Origin of the sequence: Enteractinococcus helveticum, from assembly GCF_001657475.1 — a bacterium.
In the GTDB taxonomy this organism is placed as follows: Bacteria; Actinomycetota; Actinomycetes; order Actinomycetales; family Micrococcaceae; genus Yaniella; species Yaniella helvetica.
The window spans coordinates 80842-104180 of the sequence record NZ_LXEY01000017.1 but is presented as its reverse complement, the minus strand read 5'-3'; the positions used below and the strand labels follow the sequence as shown (position 1 = coordinate 104180).

The following is a 23339-nucleotide window of genomic DNA, read 5'->3' as shown; positions in this document are numbered from 1 at the left end:
CGTCCTTTCGAATATTTTCAAAAACTTTTTGGATTGGCTTTGGCATGGTGGTCGAGGTAGGCGTGCATAGCGTTGAGCCGATGGTTGCGGGCTGCCGCTTCGATGACCGAGAACTCGGCCCCGTCAGAAATCAGATCCAACAATTCATCGTGTTCAACCACCGAGGCCGGAGCTCGCGTTGGCACAAACGTGAAGGTTGACGAACGCAGTGCCGCCAACCGGTTCCAACCGCGGTGGACCAGATCCAAGATGTGCGGATTCGGATGGTGTTCAAATAGTGCTAAATGAAACTTTTCATTGAGTTCCGTGAACAACTCCGGTGCGAACTCTTCGTTGAGCATCTCGCGCATCTGTTGGTTGATCCCGCGGGCCTTGGTGAGGGTTTGGGCTGTGACCAGTGGGGCACACAGCGCCGTGGAATACCCCTCAACCAGGGCCAGGGTTTCCATGGTGTACTGGTATTCGATTGGATCGATACCAGTAACCGTGGCACCCACATTGCGTTCAAATGTCACCAAATTGTCGGTTTGCAACCGTCGAATGGCTTCCCGCACCGGTACCACCGACATCCCCAATTCATTGGCGATGCTCGATAGCACCAGTCGGTCACCGGGCTTGTACTGACCAGTTGTGATCCCGTTCAGTACATGCTGGTGAGCCTGGTCGGCTTTCGAGAGACCATTCGAAATCATTTACTCACCTTGGGCTGCGCGGTACGCCTCGTATTTGGCTTTCCACTCACCGGTTGGTGGGAACAGACCGTCAACGGCAGCACCGTTTTTGACCTGTTCGTAGACCCATTCGTCTTGTTTTTCCTGCTCGTAAGATTCGTCAATGATCTCGACGAGCATTTCAGGTGGAACCACCACGACGCCGTCGTCATCACCAATGATGATGTCGTTTGGCTGCACGGTGGTGCCACCGCAAGCAATGGTTGCATCCATTTCCCACGGCACGTGACGGCGACCAAGCACAGCAGGGTGGTTGCCGTTGGAATAGACCGGGATGCCAACTTCAGCTACGGCAGCAGCGTCGCGGACACCGCCGTCGGTGATCACAGCGTTTGCGCCGCGAACCTTGGCACGCATGGCCAAGACGTCACCCAGGGTTCCGGTGCCTTTTTCCCCGCGTGCTTCCATGACGACGACGTCGTCTGGCTGCACCGAGTCCATGGCCTGTTTCTGCTTGTTGAAACCGCCACCGTGTTTCTTGAACAGGTCTTCACGGTTTGGCACATAGCGCAGGGTCTTGGCAAAACCAAGGATCTGCTGGCCCGGGTGCATTGGGCGTGGACCATCGATGGTGCAGTTATTGATGCCGCGCTTGCGCATGTTGGCAACAATCGTGGCGACGGCGGTCTTGGAGATCTTCTCGCGCAGTTCTGGGGTCAGAATGGCGCGTGGATCTTCCAGGCCAGCCTTAGCTTTCGAGCCCCAGGCTTCTTCACGCTGCAGGTCATCAACCTTTGGACCGTGACCGTAATCGGCCATGGCAAAGGAGGATTCCTTGACGTTGGACACCAGACGACCGGTCGATGGTGCGCCGTCAGCATTTGGTGCATCGACTTCAACTTCGACGACGTCGCCGGGCTGCGCAACAGATGAGCCAGCAGGGGTACCTGTCAGAATGACGTCGCCTTCTTCCAACGTCATCAGCTGGGAGAGGTCGGCAACGAGCTGGCCGAATGGGAAGACGAGGTCTTCGGTAGTGTCGTCCTGAACAACTTCACCGTTGACCCAGGTGCGGATGCGCAGCTGAGTTGGATCAATACCTTCGGCACTGATGATCGCAGGACCCAGCGGAGTGTAGTTATCTCCGGACTTGTTCTTGACGTTGGAACCTTTGTCTGCGTGACGCAGATCGTACAGGCCCCAGTCGTTTGCGGCGGTGATGCCAGAAACGTAGGACCAACCGTCTTCGGGGGAGACGCGGCGGGCGTCTTTACCGATGATCAGGGCAATTTCGCCTTCGTAGGCGAGTAGTTCGGTTCCGGCTGGACGTTCAATGGTTGCACCGGTTGGTGCGATTGAAGAGGTGGCCTTGAGGAAGTAGCCAGGGAATTTTGGATTACGCCCGCGTTCATTGATGCGGGATGGGAAATTCAAGTGCAGGGCAACGATTTTGCCCGGCCGATTCTGCTTGATTGAAAAATCGTAAGCAGTGACTGTCATCGAGACCGTACCTCCATGGGGGTTGATGGAAATCTCTTAAATCAGATCGTATACGATGTTGGCGATTCTGTGAAGTTAATATCTGAAATTCAGCTCTGTGACATCACGCCGTGCCATTGATGACTGTAATGGAGTCAATTGAATGCGACATGACTGGCAGCTTCCAAAATGCTCAATGCAAGACGGTCATGAGCCGGGATTGCCCAGCGGTCGGTTCAACAATGGTGTTGTGGTGCGTTTGGCAGTAGAAGAAAGAACCGTCTTCGGCTCGTGGGAATTTGAGTAGTTGTCCTGTTCAGGTCAACTCTGGTTCACCTGGCCGTTAGGTGATGGCTTTAGGGTGAGGGCGTCTCAGCACCTTGAAGGAGAATAATTTTCATGTCGTCACACATGTCCCGAGCGCTTAGTGGTATTGCCACTGCTGCTTTGGTTACACCTATCGTTGTATCGTCAGCGGTGGCAACTACGGAATCACCAACACCTACTGCTCCGGCGGTGACAGAAACTCAGTCACCAGCACCGTCGCAGGAATCGACTCTCGATCCAGGAACGCCGGAGTCGCCGTCGTCTGGCGCATCAGATGAAACACAAACCGACCTGGAACCGATCACTGATCCGTCAGACGCCACGGAGAATTCATCACAGACCGACGAGCCGACGGGTACTGAAGACCCCGAGAGCTTTCAAGTAGACAGACTCGCGACTCCAATGCAGTCGGAAGCTGACTCGACGTTGACGTTGCTCAATATTAACGACTTCCACGGACGAGTGGATCACCGAGTTGGCATGAGCCTTGCTGCAACCGTGGAAGCCAACCGGGCTGATAATCCCAATAGTATCTTTCTGTCGGCCGGTGACAATATTGGTGCCAGCTTGTTTGTTTCATCCGTTCAACAAGACGAACCCACCATCGACTATCTCAATGCTTTGGACTTAGAAGCTACTGCGCTAGGGAACTACGAGTTCGACCGTGGAGCAGACGACTTAACCGGTCGCGTCGTCGAGCGGGCCAACTTTGACCATATTGCAGCCAACGTCGTCGACGAGAGCGGCGACACCATCGTCGACCCGTACACAATCGTCGAGACACAAGACCATACTGTTGCGGTGATCGGTGCGGTGACACAAGAAACGCTGACTCTGGTGGACCCTTCCGGCGTCCAAGGGCTAACGTTCACCGATCCCGTAGACGCAGTGAACGAGCACGCCGAGGCACTGTCCTAAAATGACGATATCGACGTCATTATCGCGGAGTATCACGATCATACTGAATCGTGGACGGTCTCTGGCGTACTGCCGTAGCCCAGGCGCGCAACGGCTGGTGAGGATCAGCCACGGTGGCGGGCTATACGCTCACTGATCCCAAACGATCTGAGTACGTGAGCGATCGCGGCACGGCGTGATCCTGGGCCGAGAAGTTTCGCGCTGCAAGCGCCTTCAAGGCGGCTTTTAATCGATCGGCTTCGGCGAGCAGTCGTTTCAGTGTGGCGTTTTGCTACTCGAGTTCCTTCAGGCGTTTAGCGTCATCGGCTTTCGTGCCGCCGTCTTGGTTGCGCCACCGATACTAGGTTTGCTCAGCAACCTCGAGTTCGTGGCATACATCAGCCACGGTTTCGCCCTCTGTAAGGAGGCGATTTGCTGTGCCAAGCTTGCCAGCAATCTGTTCTGGAGTGTGGCACTTTCGTTGAGTACTCATCGTGTAATCCATTCTCACCACAAACCTCGAGAGTGATGGACCCACATAACCAACGGACCTAAAACATCGGGCAGGACACTCTGGATTCATAGCGTGTTGCCATTCGGACTATGACACAGAGTAAGGTCCTGTTCAGAAACATGCTCATCGTCGACCAAAAAGATAACTCGCAACACCTCCGGGGGTCACGAGACTATTGGATTTTCAGATACCGCTCGAATCCGATGGAAGTTATCATTGGAGCAGGCTCAAGCTCCGAGCCTCGTGAAATTATTTAAAGTCCAGAGTGCTTCAATACTGGAGTATTTCAGACGAAGTGTTCCAGTATGGATTGAATGAAACTAAAGAGGTTTCACGAAAGGAAGGTACCATGCGTGGAAGTGGTTTGATCTGGACGATCGTTGGAATCTTGGCGATCGTCGCATTGCTAATTTTCATTTTCTCGGCGCTGTAAACAGTCGGTCTTTGACCCCGTGAAGACCTCCGGCCGGATGGGATGTATAACAACTCCCATTCACACCCCGGAGGTCTTTACGTTGAGTGCATTCGGAGCTTTCAGGTTGGCTTAACCTCGCGAATAATGTTCCAGCTCGCTATCCTCGCAGGACAATGGCTCACGTGGCGACACTCAACTCGACAGTGTAAATAGTTATGAAAAATTCTAAAACAGCAGATTCTTTGGCTACTGAAGGCAAAGCTCAGGCCCGGCGTCGGTAATGGCCATGGTCACCATGAAGCTGGTGGATAGCCATCGCAACGTGACTTCGTCAATTTCATCGACTGTTAGCTCGTCAATTGCTGACCAATGGGTCACCGTAGCTAACGTCGGCGCGGATAAAGGCGCCAATCTGGGCGCGAAAATCCTGTCGCTGGTGGCAGGGCTGGCCGTGGGTGCTGACAGCATCAACGACATGGATCTGCTGCGCCGCGGCGGATGCGATTGGGTTCGGTTCGCAGGATTTCGATTCACCCCGTTGCTGGGTGTTGCTGTCGCGCCTTGATAGACTGGCGGCACTGCCATGTCGAACCACAGTCTCAACCAAGCAACCCGCGACGCCGCGATCCGCAGGATGAAGCAAAGCGTCGAGGACGATCACAAGCTTGATGTACTCATCATCGGCGGCGGGGTGACCGGTGCCGGAATTGCGCTCGACGCCGCCAGCAGAGGCCTGAACACTGCGATTGTCGAGGCCCAGGACTGGGCATCGGGAACGTCTAGCCGTTCGAGCAAACTTGTTCACGGCGGACTGCGCTACCTCGAGATGCTCGGTTTCAAACTCGTGCATGAAGCGCTCACCGAACGGGACCGCCTGGTAACCACTCTTGCACCGCATCTCGTCCGTCCGACACCTTTCCTGCATCCACTCAAGCGTCCCGTCATCGACCGGTTGTTTTACGGCACCGGTATCGCACTTTACGACCTGCTCGCTACCCTTCGACCCGGCGGGCGCGCAATGCCCTGGCACCGGCATATGAGCAAGCGCTCGCTGGGGAAAGTGTTCCCAGATGTCAACCCGGCGGCCGCGGTCGGTGCCATTGAGTACTGGGATGCGACGGTTGATGATGCACGCCTGGTCACGTCACTTGTGCGGACCGCCGCGGCATACGGTGCCCAGGCAGCTTCCCGGGTACGAGTCATCGGTCTGCACCAGGATGAAATGAGGCACATTGAGGGAGTCACCCTTGTCGACCTGGAGACCGGTGAGGAATTTCAGGCCCGTGCTAGAACGGTCATCAGCGCCACAGGCGTGTGGACGGAGACCACCCAAGCACTCGCGAGCACCAGTGGCCTACAGGTGCTCGCGTCCAAAGGCATCCACCTTGCCGTGCCAAAGGACCGCATCGATGGTCACCGTGGGCTCATTCTGCGCACCGCCACGAGCGTACTTTTCGTCATTCCCTGGAATCGTTATTGGATCATCGGCACCACCGACACCCCCTGGACCGAAGACCGCACGCACCCGGTACCCAACGAACGCGATATCGATTACCTCCTGATGGAGGTGAATAAGGCCCTGCGAGCGCCCCTGAACCGCGAGGACGTGGTCGGCAGCTGGGCTGGGTTACGGCCACTGCTGCAGCCGCGTTTCAAACCCGGAACACGATCGGCGAAGGTGTCGCGTGAGCATGCGGTCGCCGCGCCGATGCCGGGCTTCGTGGCAATCGCCGGCGGCAAGCTCACGACCTACCGGGTGATGGCCAAGGATGCGGTGGATTTCGCGCTCGGTACAGAGGCGGCGCGGAAGCCATCGCGAACGCATCGGATTCCGTTGGTTGGAGCGGTCGACCATGGATGCGCGATCATGGATGCGCGGCGATTTGCGGTGCGCCACGGACTGCCCTCCACCGTGTCCGACCACCTGGTACGCCGCTATGGCGCGGAGGTCGCCGAACTCGCGCGGCTTTGCGAGTCCGACCCACATGCGGCCAAACCACTCGCCCACGCTCCAGCCTATTTGCGCGCCGAGATTATGTTCGCGATCCATCATGAGGGTGCGCTGCACCTCGATGACCTCATGCACCGCCGTACACGCATCAGCTTCGAGTACCCGAAACTCGGCGCCCAAGCAGTCGAGGAAATCGCTGACATCGCACAGGCAGAACTCGGATGGAGCCCTGCCCGGCGCGCCACCGAGACAGCTGCCTATCTTGCCTCGGCTGCGACTTACTTGCTTGCGATCGAGCAGCCGAATGACGACGCCGCCGCGCGCGCCCGTGCGGCGTCGGCTGCGACCACGAAGTGATGTGGGTCGCGCCTGGACGTGGGTGAGCGTACAAAGTGGACTGGACGACGGCGTCCGAGCTGCAGACCTTCGACCTCGGCCACAGGCGCTGCTAGAATGCCACTGACGATGTACCGGTGGCCCATTAGCATCTCTTGCATACTCCACCCAGAATACCTATTTCCCGGAGTTCATCGCTCAGGACCCGGAGGCAGATTACATACGCGTCTTGTCATTGCCTTTTCCTGTCCGTGTCATCTCGATGAAATGAGTGTGAGTGTCGTTGGCAGAGTCTACGGTGCTTTACTTGATGCAGCTGAGATCTATGCCTTCACGAAATGCGCAGACACGACCGGGAAAATCCACTCAGCTCATGCTGCACGTTCTTACGCTGAAGTTATCCACACATAATGATGTTGCTGCTGTCAACGAACTCCGAAGCTCGTACGGTTGCTGGCATATGAAGTGATACTTAGGGCAGAATGGGAGTGTGTTCATGTCGGTTGAAGTGCTTACGATCATCATCGCCGCCGCCAGTTTATTCGTTGCGCTCGGCGGTGGACTGTTTGCTGGCTTTGCGTGGATGCTGCGGCGTATGGACGAACGATTCAATCAAGCTGAGGCGAGTGTCAACGAACGGTTCAATAAGGTCGATGAAAAATTCGACAAGGTCGATGAAAAGTTTGACAAGGTATACAACGAGTTCGACAAAGTCTACAAAGAGTTTGACAAGGTTCGTGAAGAAATGAGTCAGCTTCGGGCAGATCTAACCGAGGTCAAAATCTCCGTAGCGCGACTCGAAGGACCAACGCCACGGCTTATCTGGCCAAGATAATGAACTTCTCGAATTAATACCTGTTGACTCAGACGCTGGGGGAACAGACTGACCTGGTTTAGGAGTCGGCGTGGTCGTTTAGTAACTGCGCGGTATCGAAGGGTTCTAGACCCAGAACGCCATTGAGTTCCTCGTCGTTGACGGTGATGCTCACGTCGTCGATCCCGGCGGTTAAGGCGGCAGTGCCATAGAGCTGGGCCTGAATGCGATAGGCCTCGCATTGTCCTTGGACGACGACGTCGCCAGACAAGGCAATATCAACAGAGTCGCGATTGACCTCAACCTCACCGAGTTCCAAGGTTTCAGATAAGGTCAGCGAGTTCGTGACGGCCGGGGAGCCGTGATAGTACTGCGAGTCATCCAACAAGAATTGAATGGCGGCCGAGACGTGTTCTTGGGGTGAGTCGGCGTGGATGGGTACCGTGTCGATTGTCACAAGTGTGTCGGAACATCCAAAGCTGACGCCATCAACGCCGTCGGGAAAATACGTTCCGGATTGGGCGACCATATTCACACTGAGCGACTGATAGGGATCGGCCGGGTCAACGGCTGGGCTGGCCTCGGTTTCAGTCGGCTCTGGTTGCGGCGCTTGCGCGGCGTCGGGGGAGTCTTGGATGATTCCACAACCTGCGAGGAGTCCTGTAGTACAGGCAGCTAGCGCTACGAGGGTGGAAAGGTTCTTCAAGATTGTTCTCCTAGGCGCCGTGAGGTCCAACGGCAATCGGTTTCGACAGCGATTCTAACCTGTATTGTTCGCCAAACCGGTTAAACATTCGGTGCTGGTGGTTGCGTGGCTTAGAATAAATAGTTCAGATTTGTTTTGACTTTGAGGTTTTCACCATACCGATGAGACACAGTGCACCCCACGGTGAGCCGACCGGGAAAACATCCCAGCGGGCCGAACCTGTATTTGAACCACCACGTACGGGCCGGGATCGGTTCGCCGACCCCTTATCCGGTGCGGCAGCTGGGAAGGCCTCGGGGCATCCGGTGGAGACCGGGCTGGGCTCAGCCCACGGCAAGGCCATTTTATTAGGCGAACACTCTGTGGTGTACGGGGCGCCAGCGATTGTGTTGCCGCTGCTGGATCTGCAGGCCACCGCTTCCATTCGGCGTGCCCGGCGCGGATTTATTACCTCGGATCTGTACACCGGGCCGTTGGCTTCGGCGCCCAATCACATGGATCCGGTGCTGACCGCGCTGCGGGTTTCGGCCGAGCAGTTGGATGTGCGCGGGGATCGCGTGGAGCTGATTTTGCGCTCCACGATTCCGTTTGAGCGCGGGCTGGGATCGTCTGCTGCTACCTCGGCTGCCGTGGTGCGTGCGGTGGCGAATCTTGCCGGTGTGCGCTTGGATGCCGCGCAATCCCACGCGCTGGTGCAAGAGGCTGAGCACGTTGCCCATGGCACGTCATCGGGTCTGGATGCACACGCGGTGCAGTCGATGACGCCGTTACGCTTCCAACAGGGCAAGCCGACCACTGTGAAGGTGGCCGATAAATTTACGTTTGTTATTGCCGATACCGGCACTTCGGGCTCGACTGCGGCCGCAGTTGACGGTGTAGCAATGTTGCGCGATATCCAACCTCGTGTGGTGGACCGGGTCGTGGAAGATCTGGCGAATTTGACCGACGACGTCGTCTACGCGCTGGGTATTGGCGATCCGATTCGCGTGGGCCAGTCGATGCATGAGTCGCACTCGCTGCTGGCGTATCTTGGGGTGTCGTCCCCGGCGCTGGATGCCGTGGTGGCCGCAGCTCTGGAAGCCGGCGCGTACGGCGCCAAACTCACCGGATCGGGCCTGGGCGGGTGCGTGCTCGCCGTCGTGCCCGATCAAGAACAGGCTGGAGATGTTGCCGCCGCGATGACCGCGGTGGGTGCGACCCGGACCTGGACCACCACGCTGGTGCCCAATGATTTCGATTTGATGACCGCCCCGACCGCTCGGGTGCACAAGGAGGGCCGCTAATTGGTCTCGATTGCGCGTGCCCATCCGAATATCGCCCTGGTCAAATACTGGGGCAAGGCCGATGATGAGCTGATCATTCCGGTGGCCGGGTCAATGTCGATGACCCTGGATAAATTTGCCACCACCACCACGGTTGAACTCACCGCCAGTGCTGACTCATTTGAACTCAACGGCAGCCGTGCCGATGCCAAAGCCACCGGGCGCACCACCGTGTTTCTGGACTTGGTGCGCCGCCTAGCCGCCGATGCCGGACTGGAGACTGCCACCGCTTCGGCCAAGGTCACCTCGGTCAACGAGGGTCCGACCGCTGCCGGGATGGCGTCGTCGGCGTCCGGTTTTGCCGCGCTGGCCGTGGCCGCAGCCGATGCCTACGGGCTGAAACTGTCTACCAAAGATCTCTCGCGCCTGGCCCGGCGCGGATCGGGGTCTGCATCGCGCTCGCTGATTGACCGGTTTGCGGTGTGGCACGCCGGCACCAGTGACGAAACGAGTTTTGCCGAGGCTCTTGCGGCCCCGGAGATGGCCATGGTTTCGGTGACCGTCAACGCCAAGGCCAAAAAAGTGTCCTCGCGCGACGGTATGGTCGCCACGCGTGAGACCAGCCCGTATTATCAGGCCTGGATTGACGTCACGCACAAGACCCTGGATGAGATGATCGCAGCCTGTGCTGCCGATGACTTCACGCGCGTGGGCGAAATTACCGAAACCCACGCCCACCGCATGCACGCGGTGATTCAGGCCACCGAACCACCAATCCGCTACCTGGCACCGGTGTCTTGGCAGGTTTTTGACGAGGTCGCCGCGATGCGCGAGGACGGCCTGGAAGCCTATGCCACCGCCGACGCCGGGCCCAACGTCGTCATAATTTGCCGACCCGACGACGCCGCCGCGGTGGCAGCCCGCGTTGCCGCTTACGGTGCGGTTGAGACATTTGCTCCCGGACCGGGCGCGCATTTGGTGGACACTGCATGAGGGCCACGCCATTTGCCGTGGCCGCCCCCGGAAAACTGTATGTGGCCGGTGAATACGCCGTGGTCACGCCCGGTCAACCCGCGATCCTGATTGCCGTGGACCGGTACATGACCGTCACTGTGACCGACGCCGAACCCGCACCGACCCCTGAGCCCACCGCCTTGCTGCTGGCCCACGACCACTGCGTGGCCGCCGCGCAGGCCAAACAATTTGGCACCGACTATGCGCTGGCCGCCTGGCTGGTCATGGATGCCCTGCGTGCCGAACGCGGGTTTGAACGCCGTGCAGTGGACTTTCACTTCAGCTCAAATCTGCGCTCCGAGGCCGGGGAAAAATACGGGCTGGGCTCCTCGGGTGCTGCCACCATGGCCGTGATCACCGCGGTCAATGAACTCTACGGCCTGGGCTTGAGCGTATCAGAGCGCATCAAATTGGGTATTTTGGCCTCGATTGAAATCTCCCCGCGCGCCTCGGGCGGCGACCTCGCCGCAGGAGCCCTGGGTGGGTGGGTCTACTACCAGGCCCCCGATCGCGAGAAACTCGCCCGGGTGCTCACCGATGGCGCCGACGTGACCGATGCGCTCACCGGCCCGGCATGGATTCCGCTGCGCGCCCGGCGTATGCCCACCCCGGCCGATGTGCAAGTGCTCATTGGCTGGACCGGTAGCCCGGCCAAAACCGATGAGCTGGTCACCCAGGCCACAACCAACGGCAACGGGTTTGACTGGCAGGACGCGTTCTTGCGCCCCTCGGCAGCCAACGTCAATAATCTGCTGCTGGCCCTGGCCGAGGAACAATTCGCGCTGATCCACTCCGGCATCCGCACCGCCCGGAACCTGCTGACCCGCATGGCAGCCCACACCACCACCCTGGTCGAAACCCCCGCTCTGACCGACCTGATCGAAACCGCCCAGCATTTCGCGGGCACCTCGGCCAAAACCTCGGGCGCCGGTGGCGGCGACTGCGGTATCGTATTGGCCGAACCCTGGGTCAACGCCGCCGAAATTTACGACGCCTGGCGCGCCCACGACATCCAACCGCTGCAACTATCCGTGACGCAACTGGGCGCCGGACTCAAGGAGTAACCATGGCACAATCCCGCAAAGACGATCACATTCGGCTTGCCGCCGCCCAGCAAGACCAGCTCACCGGCGCCAAAAATGCTTTCGACGACGTCGACTTCATTCACCACGCCCTGGCCGGAATCAACGACGACGCCGTTGACATTTCCACCCGCATCGGCCCGTGGCGCCTCGCCGCGCCAATCTACATCAACGGCATGACCGGCGGCACCGACATGGCCACCCCGATCAACACGGCCCTGGCTCAAGCAGCCGCGGCAACCGGTGTACCCATGGCCTCTGGATCCGTGGCCGTAGCACTCGAACAACCCGAAACCGCAACATCATTCACCGTGATCCGCGAACACAACCCGAATGGGATCGTGTGGGCCAACCTGGGCGCGGGCCGCAACCTGGATCACGCCAAGGCCGCCGTCGACCTGCTCAACGCCGATGGCCTGCAGATTCACCTGAACCCAATCCAAGAAACCGTCATGCCCGAAGGCTCCCGGAACTTCTCCGACTGGCTGCGCCTGATCGATGACATTGTGGCCAAGATCAACGTGCCGCTGATCATCAAAGAGGTCGGCTTCGGGCTCAGCGCCAAAACCGTGCAACAGCTCACCGACATGGGCGTGCGCATCGTGGATGTGGCCGGCACCGGCGGCACCAACTTTGCGCGCATTGAAAACGATCGCACCCCGCACCCATCGTCCGCTATCGACGCCCACGCCAAATGGGACTGGCTGGAATCCATGGGCCTGACCGCCATCGACTGCCTGTTAGACCTCGCCGAAACCCCGCAGCCCGAAGACCTGACCATCATGGCCTCCGGCGGGGTGCGCAACCCACTGGACGTCGTCCGCGCCCAAGCCCTCGGCGCCAAAGCCGTGGGCATGGCCGGCCAAATGCTCAAAGTCGCCCTGTCCGACGGCGCCGAAGGCGTCACCGAGGTCCTTGAACTGTTCACAACCCGCATCCGCCAAATCTACGCACTGCTCGGGGCCACCAATCTCGATGCGATCATCTATGAAACCGACCTGATGATCACCGGACGCAGCGCCGAACGCGCCCGCGCACGCAATATTGACGTCACACGGTTCGCCGATCGGGGCAGAATTTGACCAGCAGGCCCGCAACCGTCCACGATAATGAACACGCCCGCCTTCAAAGGAACACCGTGATCGATCCAACACCCATTGAACCCTCCGCCTCGACCTACCACGACACCTTCACCACCGGGGTCCCCACCCGCTGGGTCGGCCCGCTGCGCATGACCGGTGAGGCCTTCAACGGCGTCGAAGAAATCGATGTTCCCCTGGCCACCTACGAAACCCCACTGTGGCCATCGGTTGGACGCGGCGCCAAAATTTCGCGCATGCTGACCTCGGGCATCACCGCAACCGTCCACGATGAGCGCATGACCCGCTCCGTGCTATTCACTGCCGACGACGCCGGTGCCGCCCAGCAGGCCGCCGACATCATCACCGCCCGGTTTGAGGAACTCGCCGCCGTCGTCACCGCTGGTTCCCGCTACGCCAAACTCATCGAGATTCACCCAGAGATCGTGGGCAACCTGCTATTCGTGCGCTTTGCCTATTTGACCGGGGATGCCTCGGGCCACAACATGGCCACGGCCGCCTCGGACACGCTCATGTCCACCATCCTGTCCTGGAATATCGGGCTGTCCTACGGGTCGATCTCGGGCAACTTCTGCACCGATAAGAAAGCCACCGCCGTCAACGGGATTCTGGGCCGTGGCAAAAAGGTCACCGCAGAAGTCATCATCCCCCACGACATTGTGGAAAAAAACCTGCACACGACGGCGGCCAAGGTCGTCCAGCTCGTCGTCACCAAGAATTACGTGGGCTCAAATGTGGCCGGCGCCATCCGTTCGGCCAATGCGCACTTTGCCAATATGCTCTTAGCGTTCTATTTGGCCACCGGCCAGGATGCGGCAAATATTGTAGAAGGATCCCAGGGATTTGTGTGGGCCGAGAACCGTGACGAAGGGCTCTACTTTGCCGTGACCCTGCCGCATCTGATCGTTGGAACCGTGGGCAACGGCAAGCAACTGCCCTATATTGAAGACGCCATGGCACGCATGGGCATTGGACACAGTAGTCAACCCGGAGCAGATTCGCGTAGACTAGCTAGCTTGATTGCTGCAAGTGTCCTGGCGGGTGAACTGTCCCTGCTGGCTGCCCAGACGAATCCGGGCGAACTGATGCAAGCGCACGTTGCCTACGAACGCCCCGGCACACAGGCATAACTTTAAAGGAGTCATTCGTGAAAATAGGCATCCACGACCTGGAAGTCGCCACCTCCCATTACGTTCTGGACCTCGATACGCTGGCCGAACGCCATGACATCGACCCCAAGAAGTTCAGTATTGGCCTGGGTCAAGACACCTTCTCGATGCCCGCCCCGGACGAAGACATCGTCACAATGGCCGCCGAAGCAGCACACACCCTGCTCGAGCGGCACGATGCCTCCAAGATCCGCCAGGTGCTGTTTGCCACCGAATCCTCGATCGACCAGTCCAAAGCCGCCGGCGTGTACCTACACGAGCTGCTGGGCCTGCCCGCCAACGTGCGCTCTGTGGAACTGAAACAAGCCTGCTACTCGGGCACCGCTGCACTGCAGATGGCCGTCAACGCGATTGCCCGCAACCCCGAGGAACAGGTCCTAGTGATTACCTCCGACGTCGCACGCTACGCGCTGGACTCCGGCGGCGAACCAACCCAGGGTGCCGGATCGGTGGCGATGCTGATCAGCGCTGACCCCAATCTGATCGAAATTGAACCCGGCTCGGGCCTGCACACCACCGACGTCAATGACTTCTGGCGTCCTAATGACTCAACCACCCCGTTTGTGGATGGTCAGTTGTCCCTGGACGCCTACCTGGGTGCCACCACCGCTGCCTGGGATGATCTGCTGGCCCGCCGCGAACTGGGCCTGGAGGACATCCACCGCTTCCTGCACCACCAGCCATTTACCAAAATGGCGCGCAAACAGCTGGCCGCACTGGCCGAACACACCGGCACCGAGCTGTCTGATGACCTGATCGAAGAGTCCATGAGTTACAACCGCGCGCTGGGCAACACCTACACGGCGTCGCTGTACTTCGCGCTGACCGCCCAGCTGCACAACAACAGTGACCTGGCCGGTAAACGCCTCGGTTTCTTCTCGTATGGTTCCGGTGCGGTGGCCGAATTCTTCACCGGTGTTGTCCAGGACAACTACCAGGACCACATTTATCCACAGCACGTGGCCAAACAGCTCGACAACCGTGTGGCACTGACCTACGACGAGTACCGCGAACTCCACAGTGACTTCGCGGCCACCTCCGAGACGTTCACCACCACCAAAACGACCAATGCACCCTTCCGGTTGAGCGGCGTCACCGAGCACCAACGCCGCTACGAGGCACAGTGAGTTACCCATTCGTTGACATCCAAGCTCTCGCCGCCGCATTCGGCGACACCATGACCCAGCGCGGCCGCAAATACGCGGCCGACGATCGGGTGATGACGCTCAAATTCAACGATGACACCGGCCGGCTGGTCGGTCGGGTCAAAGGGTCCGAAGACAAGATCTACCGGGCCGCTGTCACCCTGCGCAAAACCGACCGCACCTTGGGCGGGGTGTCCATTTGGGATATCGACTACGCCACCTGCAGCTGCCCGGTGGGCGTCGACTGCAAACACGGTGCCGCCCTGATTTTTGAATCGAATCAGCGCGCGGTCGCTGATTCCGCAGTGCTGACCGCTGCCGACCTTGAGGGCTCGCGCGAGCCCGAAGAGCCCGAACACGGTGTGCCCGGGCTGCCATGGCGCCAAGTCGTCAACGAACTGCTGCCCACGATTGACTCGAATCAAGAGTTCACCGACGTCGCCCTGGGCGTTGAAATCGATGCGCTCCACACCGAGCCTTCGGGGTATCGCACCCGGTTTACTTGGCGCGAAGCCACACCCGATGACCTTGAGCACCAAAACGATCTGACCGTGCGCCTGCGTCCGTTGCGCATCGGTGCTCGCGGCGGCTGGATCAAGGGCAATATGAACTGGACGCTGTTTGATCTGCCGTTCCACCAGTCAGCACACGGCGAGTTCCAATTCCTGCCCGAACAACACGACGCGCTGCACGAGCTCAACCAGCTCTACACCACGTCGGTATCCTCGCTGGGCTCCACCGACGTCATCACCTTGGCCACCATTAACATGCCGCAGATGTGGGATGTGCTGGCCAAAATTGATAACGCCGGCATCCCGTTGGTCCCGCTGCAAAAAATTATCAACCGGGTCACCATCACCGAAGCCGCGCGGATTATTTTCGACGCCGCAGAAACCGCCGACGACGACATTGCCCTGAACATCCAAGCGCAGCTGCCCTCCGAAGCGCTCGAACCATCCGGCACGCTCGGGGCCATTGGCCTCTACACGATTGACTACTATCCGGAATCAGCCACCGCAGACATCAACGTTATCCCGCTGAAACAACCGCTGACCCGGACCGTCATGGATCTCATCGAATCACCCGATCCGATGATCATCCCCGCCGACGACACCGAAGAGTTCTTCGACAACATCTACCCAATACTGGCCGGCGTCATCCCACTGGCCAGCCATGACCAGTCGGTCGAGCTACCGGATATTCCACCCTCCACGCTTGAACTGACCCTGGAGTATTACCAGGCCACCCACCAAGGCGAACGCCAAGACCACGTGCGTATTTCCGCGCAATGGGATTACCTGGGCACCGAAGATCAAACCGAACACCGCCACCAGGTGCTGCAAGAAGTCGAAGACCACGTGGAACTCACCGCCGTCCCCGGAAAGACGACGTTGATCGGTGCCGCCGCTGCCCGTTTCGTGGACGAAGCGTTGCCGGACTTACAGCAGCACGAACACGTGCGGATCGTAGAAACCGAAGACCGCCCGGTCTACACCCGGCTCACCGGCGAACCCCACATCGCCATTAACGCGACCCCTTCGGAGAAGAACGACTGGTTTGATCTGGGCTTCCAGGTCACCATTGAAGAACGCACCATCCCATTCCGACAGCTGTTCATTGCGCTGGTGCGGAATCAGGACAGCCTGCTGTTATCCGACGGCACCTACTTCTCACTGCAGCACTCAGCGTTTCAACCACTGCGCAAGCTGCTAGAAGAAGCAGCCGCCCTGGATGATTTCGCAGCCGATAACCCATCGATTTCTCGGTTCAACGCCACCCTGTTGGAAGACGCCGAAGAAGTTGCCGACGCATTCACCGCGGACCCAACGATCGTTGCATGGCAAAAAGCGCTTGCTGTTCTCCGGGACGCCAAAGACATCCCGGCACTGCAGAAACCTGCAGCGCTGCACGCAGAGTTGCGTGACTACCAGCACGAGGGCTACGAGTGGTTGTCCTACCTATACGACCTAGGTCTGGGTGGGATTCTCGCCGACGACATGGGGTTGGGGAAGACCCTGCAAACCATTGCGATGATCGCTCGTGCCAAAGCGCTGGGTGAAAAACATCCGTTTCTGGTGATTGCGCCGTCGTCGGTGTTGACGGTCTGGCGTGATGAAGTCGAACGATTCGCCCCAGATCTGAGTGTCGCAGTGGTGGATGTATCGAACCTTCGTCGTAATGAATCGATTGGTTCGATCCGGGATCGCGCAGATATTGTGGTCACCTCCTATGCGATTGCTCGCCTGGACGAGGACTTCCTGGCAGAAGAACAGTGGGCGGGACTGATCCTCGATGAAGCTCAGTTCGTCAAGAATCACCAGACCAAAGCCCACCGGGCTATTCGCAATTTCAAGGCCGGTTTCAAACTGGCCATTACCGGTACTCCGATGGAAAACACGCTGTCGGATCTGTGGTCAATCTTCCGGTTGGTTGTGCCCGGCATGCTGCCGCGGTTCGCTAAGTTCCGGGATGACTACTTACGCCCGATTGAAGCCGGCCAACGTGTGGCGCGCACGGAACCATCGACAGATAACGACGTCGAAGAACGCGTCCAACAGCAGACCCGCTCCCGCGAAGCAATGACCAAACTGCGCACGAAGATCCGGCCGTTTATGCTGCGTCGTACCAAAGAATCGGTGGCTGCTGAGCTGCCCGATAAGCAAGAGATGGTGCTTCGTGTTCCAATGGAACCAGAGCACGAGAAGCTCTACCAACAGATCCTGCAGCGCGAGCGCAAGAGCGTGTTGAATCTGGTTGCGGATATGGATTCGAACCGGATGTCGATTTTCCGTTCGCTGACGTTGATGCGGATGTTGGCGCTGGACCCGGCCATTGTGGATGAAGAGCACGCCCATGTGCCGTCCTCGAAACTCAATGAATTGATGTCGCGGTTGTCCGAGATTCTGCCAGAGGGCCACCGAGTCTTGATCTTCTCGCAGTTCACGTCGTTCCTGGCACGCCTGGGACAACAACTCGATGAGCGCGAGATCGACTACGCATACCTTGATGGTTCGACTCGTGACCGTGCAGCGGTGGTCGAAGAGTTCCGCTCCGGTGAAGCACCTGTGTTCTTGATTTCACTTCGTGCTGGTGGTTTCGGCCTGACACTGACCGAAGCTGATTATGTATTCCTGTTGGATCCGTGGTGGAACCCTGCCGTGGAAGCTCAGGCTGTTGACCGTGCACACCGTATCGGTCAAGAAAAGAACGTCATGGTGTACCGCATGGTATCGAAGGGCTCGATCGAAGAAAAGGTTCTTGCGCTCCAGCAGCAAAAGGTTGAAATGTTTGCCGCGCTTACGGAAGACGATACGGCATTTGCTTCCAGTGTGACCGCCGACGACATTCGTGCTCTGTTTGACGATAGTCCAGTCGATCTTGCAGATATGCAAGAAGATGTTGTCCAGGGGACTAGCGAGTAGTTCCACGTCACCTGCTGACGCTCACCGAGCTCAGGTTATATCGCCCAGTACATGTTGCGTAGCAGTGGTTGGGTGGGGTCTAACCAGGGTGCGGGTTGGAAGAAGTGGGTGCTGTTGATGGTGTGGATGGTCCATTTGCCGTTGTGCACCGCGGCGTGGTGGAAGGCGCACAGGGTGGTGGCGTTGTCGATATCGGTGGCGCCGCCGTGTGCCCAGGCTTTCAGATGGTGGATTTGGCACCAGGCGGCGATGATCGTACAGCCGGGGGCTTGGCAGCCGCGGTCTCGGGCCAGGATGGCGCGGCGTTGGTCGCGGGTGAAGGAGCGGTAGGCGCGGCGTTGGTTGAGCACACTGTGGTGCTGGTTCCAGATTTGGCCCACGATCTGACAATCACAGGCCAGTTTTTCGGCATCCACCGGATGCAAGGCCCCCACATTTATGGCCTCGGAGATATACCCGGTCCATGGGGGTGGGCTGACCCCGAGAAGGTGATCCGGGTTGTTACATAATGTGTTGGGGTCCTTGGGGTTGGGGCGTTGCAGGATGGTGGGCACGATCCCGTCGGGGCCGCGGGGTCGTTGGGCTTCGGGCGGGATCGCGTCAATGCCCAGGGTTTGATAGGCGGTTTCAATATCTTGGACCACCACCAGGGTGGCATCTGCCCCGTGGGAGCGTTTGACTTGGAGTTCATCGGGAGCCATACTGAAAATTGCTTTCATTGCGCCGATGAGTATCGCGCTGACGAGCTGTCCCGGGTTCAACGTTTCAATATCATCTAGGGTCTCTTGAGTAACCGGGTTCCCTTGGTCATCTTCGGCGACGAGTGCGTCGGGATCGCGATCAATACTAAGATCCTCTAACGTGGCCGTGGCCAGGGGATGATCGGCTTCGAAATCATCAAACAGTCCGGCGTGCCCCGAATCCGTTGTCGACTGGTCGCTGGTGTCTCGGTTTGCAGCCAAGGCGGCCGCGCTCATCGAGTCATCGTTGACGGGAGTGTCGGTGTTTCTGATGTCTTCGGAATCTGTGGGAGCCATGCTGGACGTTGCTTCCTGCTCATCGGACTTCTCTTCAGCAGGGCTGTAGAGCCATTCGGTGAGTTTCTCATCCGTTTTGACTGGGGCGCCACTCTTGTTAAGTTGATTGACTACGAAATTCTTGTACTCGGCAAAGATCTCCGGGGTGGCATGGATCCAGATTTTGCCCGACCCGTCCGCGTAGGCCTGATCCCGGATGACATTATCGGCTTGCTTCCGTAGCGTTTGGGCAATGGGTGGCCCATCGGCATCCAGTGCGTGGGCGATCTTGTCGGCCCACCGGCGTCTGGCGGCGTTGAATGCATCCGGGTTGGAGGCTTGGGCTGCCTCGATGAGCGTTGGTTGGAATTTTTGTAAGACCGCGTCTTTCTGCTCGGCGGTAGCCGTGGTCTTGTGCACGTGCTTGGTGAGATCTTTGTCTAACCACACGATCCGATCCAGATTCTCGGCAGGAATGGTTCCTTCGGTGAACGCGACGGCCAATTTGGACAGCTTGGGTTGATTCATGCCCAGAGTGGGGTCTTGTCCTGGATTCCAGGTGACATAGGGTAGTCGATCGTGAATCTTCTTGGTCGTCTGCCCAGAGAACCGGAAGACGTCTTTGAAATAGGCCGTGCTATCCCGGAATGCTTGCACGCCTTCTGGCGTGCCGAAGTATTCCGGTTGAGCCTGGAACATCGGTTGCAGATGTCGAGCAAAGCCGGTCATCGAAGCTTCCTGCAGGTGCTGCACCCGTCGCAGCATGTCGGCAATCATCGGCACGGTGTCATAGCGACATTCCGGTGGTGTTGGCAGTGGACGCGGGGGAATGACTGGTGTGCCATCCGCGTGTGTGGGATCATCCTCGCCGGCATCGTGGGGCGAGGCTGCCGCGGCGGAAGACTCCGGGTCGTGAACCTGCGGTTGATGCCCAGACCAATCGGCACCCGACACCCTGGTAAATTGCGCGAACTCGGTGGCAGGGTTGGCCATCCGCTGGGACATTTCGGTACCAACCACCAAGTACAGATACGCCAGTTGTCCAGGACTGAGCTCCTTGACCGCTTCGAGATTGAGATCATGGGGCATGGGCACCGCAACACCGATATCCGGGAGTGCATTGGTGGCGACCATGACCGTGTCCTCTCAGCAGCAAAACGGGAAATGGGTGCAGTGAACCTCGAGTGAAAAATCATGAGTGGGAAAGAATGAATGACTAATAGCTCTATTGTACCCGCGCTGCTGTACCTAAGCAATGGTTTTATAGTAATTGTTTAACACTTTAAATAAGCTAACGTCGCTCTATAGCACTTCTTGTGGTAATCGACATGCTTCTTGGTTATATTGTGGATATCCGAATAGTCTCATCTCAGTTATCCACAATCAGCGCGACACGGTTGCGAATCGCGCCGGTACACGCAAAGTGTCCACAAGCCATCGAATTATTGTTTTTTCCCATGCCAATGAGCCCCTTGAAAGGGGCGCCCACAATGGGAAGTTAGCGGCTGAGATTCACGGTGATGGTGTCACCAAGACCGCCCTGGCGTCCGGGCAACACAACAATGTTTTCCACGACTTCTACGGTGGTGGATTCATCCGAGACCGCAGTAATCACACCTGTGACTTCACCTAGCCCGCCGAGCAGACTGGCTACCGAGTCCGACAGCTTCGAGATATCTAGTGTCGCAACCGGCCCGAGGTCTATGATTTTGCCATGTTCTACCACTGCGAGCCGGTCGGCTACAGTCGTAGCTTCAGCTGGATCATGGGTGACATAGATGGCCGAGGTGCCGGTTTGTTTCAACAGCTGGCGAATCTCCACGGCAAGTCGCTGACGCAAGCCCCGGTCAAGGGCAGACAGCGGCTCATCGAATAAAATGACCGCCGGGCGGATGACTAAACACCGGGCCAGCGCAACACGCTGTGCTTGCCCACCCGACAGCTCAGTAATCGCACGGTCGGCCAGTTCAGCAATGTCGACCATCTCGAGTACTTCGGCAACGCGACGACGACGTTGAACCTTCGGGACTTTGGCGGCTTCCAGGCCATATGCCACGTTGCCGGCCACGGTGCGGTGCGGGAACAGTTGGGCGTCCTGAAAGACCATGGTGCAGTTGCGACGGTGCGGTGGCAGATGCTCGCCGTCGTCGTCAGTGGTGACTGAAGCGACTTCGATCCGTCCGGAGCCGGGTTGCTGTAGGCCGGCAATCGTGCGCAACAGAGTGGACTTTCCAGAACCAGATGCCCCCAGTACGGCCAGTATTTCGCCGTCGTCAACGGTCAGGTTCGCGCCGGTGAGTACGGGCTCTCCGCGATAGTTTGGGCTGCCGTCGTCATAGTCGACGTGCAGGTTGGTGATGTTAATGGCGGTCATGAGGTGCTCCCAAGGGTGCGCGGGCGGATGCGTTCGCCCAGGATTAACGCGATCGAGGCGACGATACCTAGCACGACGGCGGCGGCCAGGGCCATACCGAAGTTGTCGGCGCCGGGGCGGGATAGTAGCCGCACGATGTATACGGGCAGGGTTTGGTATTCGGGGGATGCCAAGAAGCTGGTGGCGCCGAATTCGCCCAGCGAAACGGAGAAGCTCAGCCCGGCGGCCAGGCCGATGGCTCGAAGCAGGTACGGTCCGTCGATGGTGGCTAGAATGCGCGTTGGTGAGGCGCCCAGCACGGCGGCGGCGTGGCGTTGGCGGGGGTCGACGGCGGCGAGTATGGGGATCAGGCTGCGCACCACGAGCGGCAGTGCGACCACGGCTTGGGCCAGTGGCACGAGCACACCGGATTGGCCCAGGGCGGGGTTGAACGCGTGGATGGACACCAGAAACCCGAAGCCGATGGTGACCGAGGAGACGCCCATGGGCATCATAATGAACGTGTCCAGCGCCTGTTGGGCGCGAGCTAGGGCGCGCGAACGCACATGCCGGGTGATCACCAGGGCGGTGAGTATGGCCATGACCATGCAGATGATGGTCGCGTCCAGGGCGATTTTCAGGGAGTGTTCCAGCGCTTGGGCGGCGGTGGCTCCGCCGGCGAATCCGCTGCCCGGTGAGGTAATCAGCAGGTGGTAGTAGTGCAGGCTGTAGCCGGTGTCGGTGGCCAGTGAACGTTCAACCAGCGTGAGCATGGGCAGCAAAATAATGACGACGACGGCGAACAGCGTCACGGCCAGCGGGAACCAGTCGGTGCGGGCCAGGGGCTGGCGCACGGGTTGTTGTAGGCGCAGGGCGGTGGTGGTGCGGTGGGATAGGCGCTGGGTCATCCACACCGACGTCAGCACGAACACCACTTGCAGCGCGGAGAACACGGCGGCGGTGCGCAGGTCCAGGAAGGTTTGGGTCTGGCGGAAGACCTCGGTTTCTAGCGTGCCGACGCCGGGGGTGCCCAGGGTGCGCACCAGCGAGTAGGCAGTGGAACAATATAGGAAGACCAGCCCGGCCGAGGCGCCGATGGCCGGGGTGATGGCTGGCAGGGTGATGGTAAAAAATGCGCGTGGTGCCGAGGCGCCCAGGCTGCGGGCGGCTTGCCCGGTACGCGGGTCCAGCATTTGCCACAGGCCACCGACTTGGCGGGCGATGAGGCTGATGTTGAAAAACACCATCGCGGCGATCACGGCCCACGTCGTCTGGTCCAGGCCGAGGAAGCCCAGTGGCCCGTTGGTGCCAAAGACCGCGCGGAATGCAACACCGACGACCACGGTGGGCAACACGAACGGCACCAGGGTGATCGAGCGCAAGACGGTGCGCCCGGGGAATTCGGTGCGATACAGGATATAGGCGGCCGGGACCCCGAAGGCCACGGAGCCGAGCGTGCCGCCCAGGGCCATCACCAGCGTGTGGCCGATGATGGCCCAGGTGCGCGACGTTGTGAGGACCTCACCGAAGGCGCTGAAGTCGAGCGCGCCGGCGTCGTTGGTGATACCGCGAATGAGCATCGCGCCGACGGGCCAGGCGAAGAAGATGGTGAGGAAGGTGAGGATCACCGCGATGGCGGCACCCCACCCGAGGCGTGCGCGCATAG

Annotated in this window: 17 protein-coding genes and 1 pseudogene; 11 read left to right on the top strand and 7 right to left on the bottom strand. The window is 59.0% G+C overall.

Features of this window, described 5'->3' with window-relative positions; genetic code table 11:
- Positions 1-17: 17 nt before the first annotated feature.
- Both A6F49_RS06830 and A6F49_RS06825 read right to left on the bottom strand, forming a co-directional pair.
- A complete protein-coding gene (locus A6F49_RS06830) occupies positions 18-692 on the bottom strand; it encodes a GntR family transcriptional regulator (RefSeq protein WP_043057742.1) in 675 nt (224 codons plus the stop codon).
- A complete protein-coding gene (locus A6F49_RS06825) occupies positions 693-2171 on the bottom strand; it encodes a fumarylacetoacetate hydrolase family protein (protein ID WP_043057743.1) in 1479 nt (492 codons plus the stop codon).
- Positions 2172-2549: 378 nt separating this feature from the next.
- On the opposite strand from A6F49_RS06825, the gene A6F49_RS06820 reads away from it, so the two are divergent.
- Positions 2550-3395, top strand: a complete 846-nt coding sequence (locus A6F49_RS06820) for a bifunctional UDP-sugar hydrolase/5'-nucleotidase (protein ID WP_043057744.1) — start codon at positions 2550-2552, stop codon at positions 3393-3395.
- Between the two features lie 119 nt (positions 3396-3514).
- Here the strand turns inward: A6F49_RS06820 and A6F49_RS18410 are convergent.
- A pseudogene (locus A6F49_RS18410) lies at positions 3515-3867 on the bottom strand (transposase); the annotation flags it as partial.
- A 758-nt stretch (positions 3868-4625) separates the two neighbouring features.
- Between A6F49_RS18410 and A6F49_RS06815 the strand changes: the two are divergent.
- The 3 genes from A6F49_RS06815 to A6F49_RS06805 all read left to right on the top strand — a co-directional run bounded on the left by A6F49_RS06815 (position 4626) and on the right by A6F49_RS06805 (position 7425).
- The gene (locus A6F49_RS06815) at positions 4626-4868 is read left to right on the top strand and encodes a hypothetical protein (protein ID WP_150119416.1); all 243 of its coding nucleotides are present in this window, start codon (positions 4626-4628) and stop codon (positions 4866-4868) included.
- A gap of 18 nt (positions 4869-4886) precedes the next feature.
- A complete protein-coding gene (locus tag A6F49_RS06810; RefSeq protein ID WP_043057746.1) occupies positions 4887-6611 on the top strand; it encodes a glycerol-3-phosphate dehydrogenase/oxidase in 1725 nt (574 codons plus the stop codon).
- Positions 6612-7086: 475 nt separating this feature from the next.
- Entirely contained in the window at positions 7087-7425 is a 339-nt protein-coding gene (locus A6F49_RS06805) for a hypothetical protein (protein WP_067605660.1), read from the top strand.
- Between the two features lie 58 nt (positions 7426-7483).
- Here the strand turns inward: A6F49_RS06805 and A6F49_RS06800 are convergent, their stop codons facing one another.
- Positions 7484-8110, bottom strand: a complete 627-nt coding sequence (locus A6F49_RS06800; protein ID WP_043057747.1) for a GerMN domain-containing protein — start codon at positions 8108-8110, stop codon at positions 7484-7486.
- A 161-nt stretch (positions 8111-8271) separates the two neighbouring features.
- Here A6F49_RS06800 and mvk point away from each other — a divergent pair, with 161 nt between their 5' ends.
- From mvk to A6F49_RS06765, 7 genes are read left to right on the top strand one after another with little or no spacing between them, the layout of a single operon-like run.
- The gene (gene mvk / locus A6F49_RS06795; protein WP_052504831.1) at positions 8272-9393 is read left to right on the top strand and encodes a mevalonate kinase; all 1122 of its coding nucleotides are present in this window, start codon (positions 8272-8274) and stop codon (positions 9391-9393) included.
- Positions 9394-10365, top strand: coding sequence for a diphosphomevalonate decarboxylase (gene mvaD / locus A6F49_RS06790; RefSeq protein WP_043057748.1), 972 nt, complete (start codon positions 9394-9396; stop codon positions 10363-10365).
- Complete coding sequence (locus tag A6F49_RS06785; RefSeq protein ID WP_043057749.1) at positions 10362-11450, top strand: phosphomevalonate kinase; 1089 nt, start codon at positions 10362-10364, stop codon at positions 11448-11450. The genes mvaD and A6F49_RS06785 overlap by 4 nt, the downstream gene beginning before the upstream one ends.
- 2 nt (positions 11451-11452) lie before the next feature.
- A complete protein-coding gene (gene fni, locus A6F49_RS06780) occupies positions 11453-12550 on the top strand; it encodes a type 2 isopentenyl-diphosphate Delta-isomerase (RefSeq protein WP_043057750.1) in 1098 nt (365 codons plus the stop codon).
- Between the two features lie 56 nt (positions 12551-12606).
- On the top strand, positions 12607-13698 hold the full coding sequence (locus tag A6F49_RS06775; protein WP_235604895.1) for a hydroxymethylglutaryl-CoA reductase: 1092 nt from the start codon (positions 12607-12609) through the stop codon (positions 13696-13698).
- A gap of 17 nt (positions 13699-13715) precedes the next feature.
- Positions 13716-14864 (top strand): hydroxymethylglutaryl-CoA synthase, encoded by a 1149-nt coding sequence (locus A6F49_RS06770; protein ID WP_162840619.1) that lies wholly within the window; start codon positions 13716-13718, stop codon positions 14862-14864.
- Positions 14861-18304 (top strand): DEAD/DEAH box helicase, encoded by a 3444-nt coding sequence (locus A6F49_RS06765; RefSeq protein WP_052504832.1) that lies wholly within the window; start codon positions 14861-14863, stop codon positions 18302-18304. The genes A6F49_RS06770 and A6F49_RS06765 overlap by 4 nt, the downstream gene beginning before the upstream one ends.
- Positions 18305-18339: 35 nt before the next feature.
- Here the strand turns inward: A6F49_RS06765 and A6F49_RS06760 are convergent, their stop codons facing one another.
- From A6F49_RS06760 to A6F49_RS06750, 3 genes are all read right to left on the bottom strand, one after another.
- On the bottom strand, positions 18340-20454 hold the full coding sequence (locus A6F49_RS06760) for an HNH endonuclease signature motif containing protein (RefSeq protein WP_043057752.1): 2115 nt from the start codon (positions 20452-20454) through the stop codon (positions 18340-18342).
- Between the two features lie 364 nt (positions 20455-20818).
- Positions 20819-21694 (bottom strand): ABC transporter ATP-binding protein, encoded by an 876-nt coding sequence (locus tag A6F49_RS06755; RefSeq protein ID WP_067605657.1) that lies wholly within the window; start codon positions 21692-21694, stop codon positions 20819-20821.
- Positions 21691-23337, bottom strand: a complete 1647-nt coding sequence (locus tag A6F49_RS06750; RefSeq protein ID WP_052504833.1) for an ABC transporter permease — start codon at positions 23335-23337, stop codon at positions 21691-21693. Before A6F49_RS06750 ends, A6F49_RS06755 begins: the two co-directional genes overlap by 4 nt.
- Between the last annotated feature and the right edge of the window lie 2 nt (positions 23338-23339).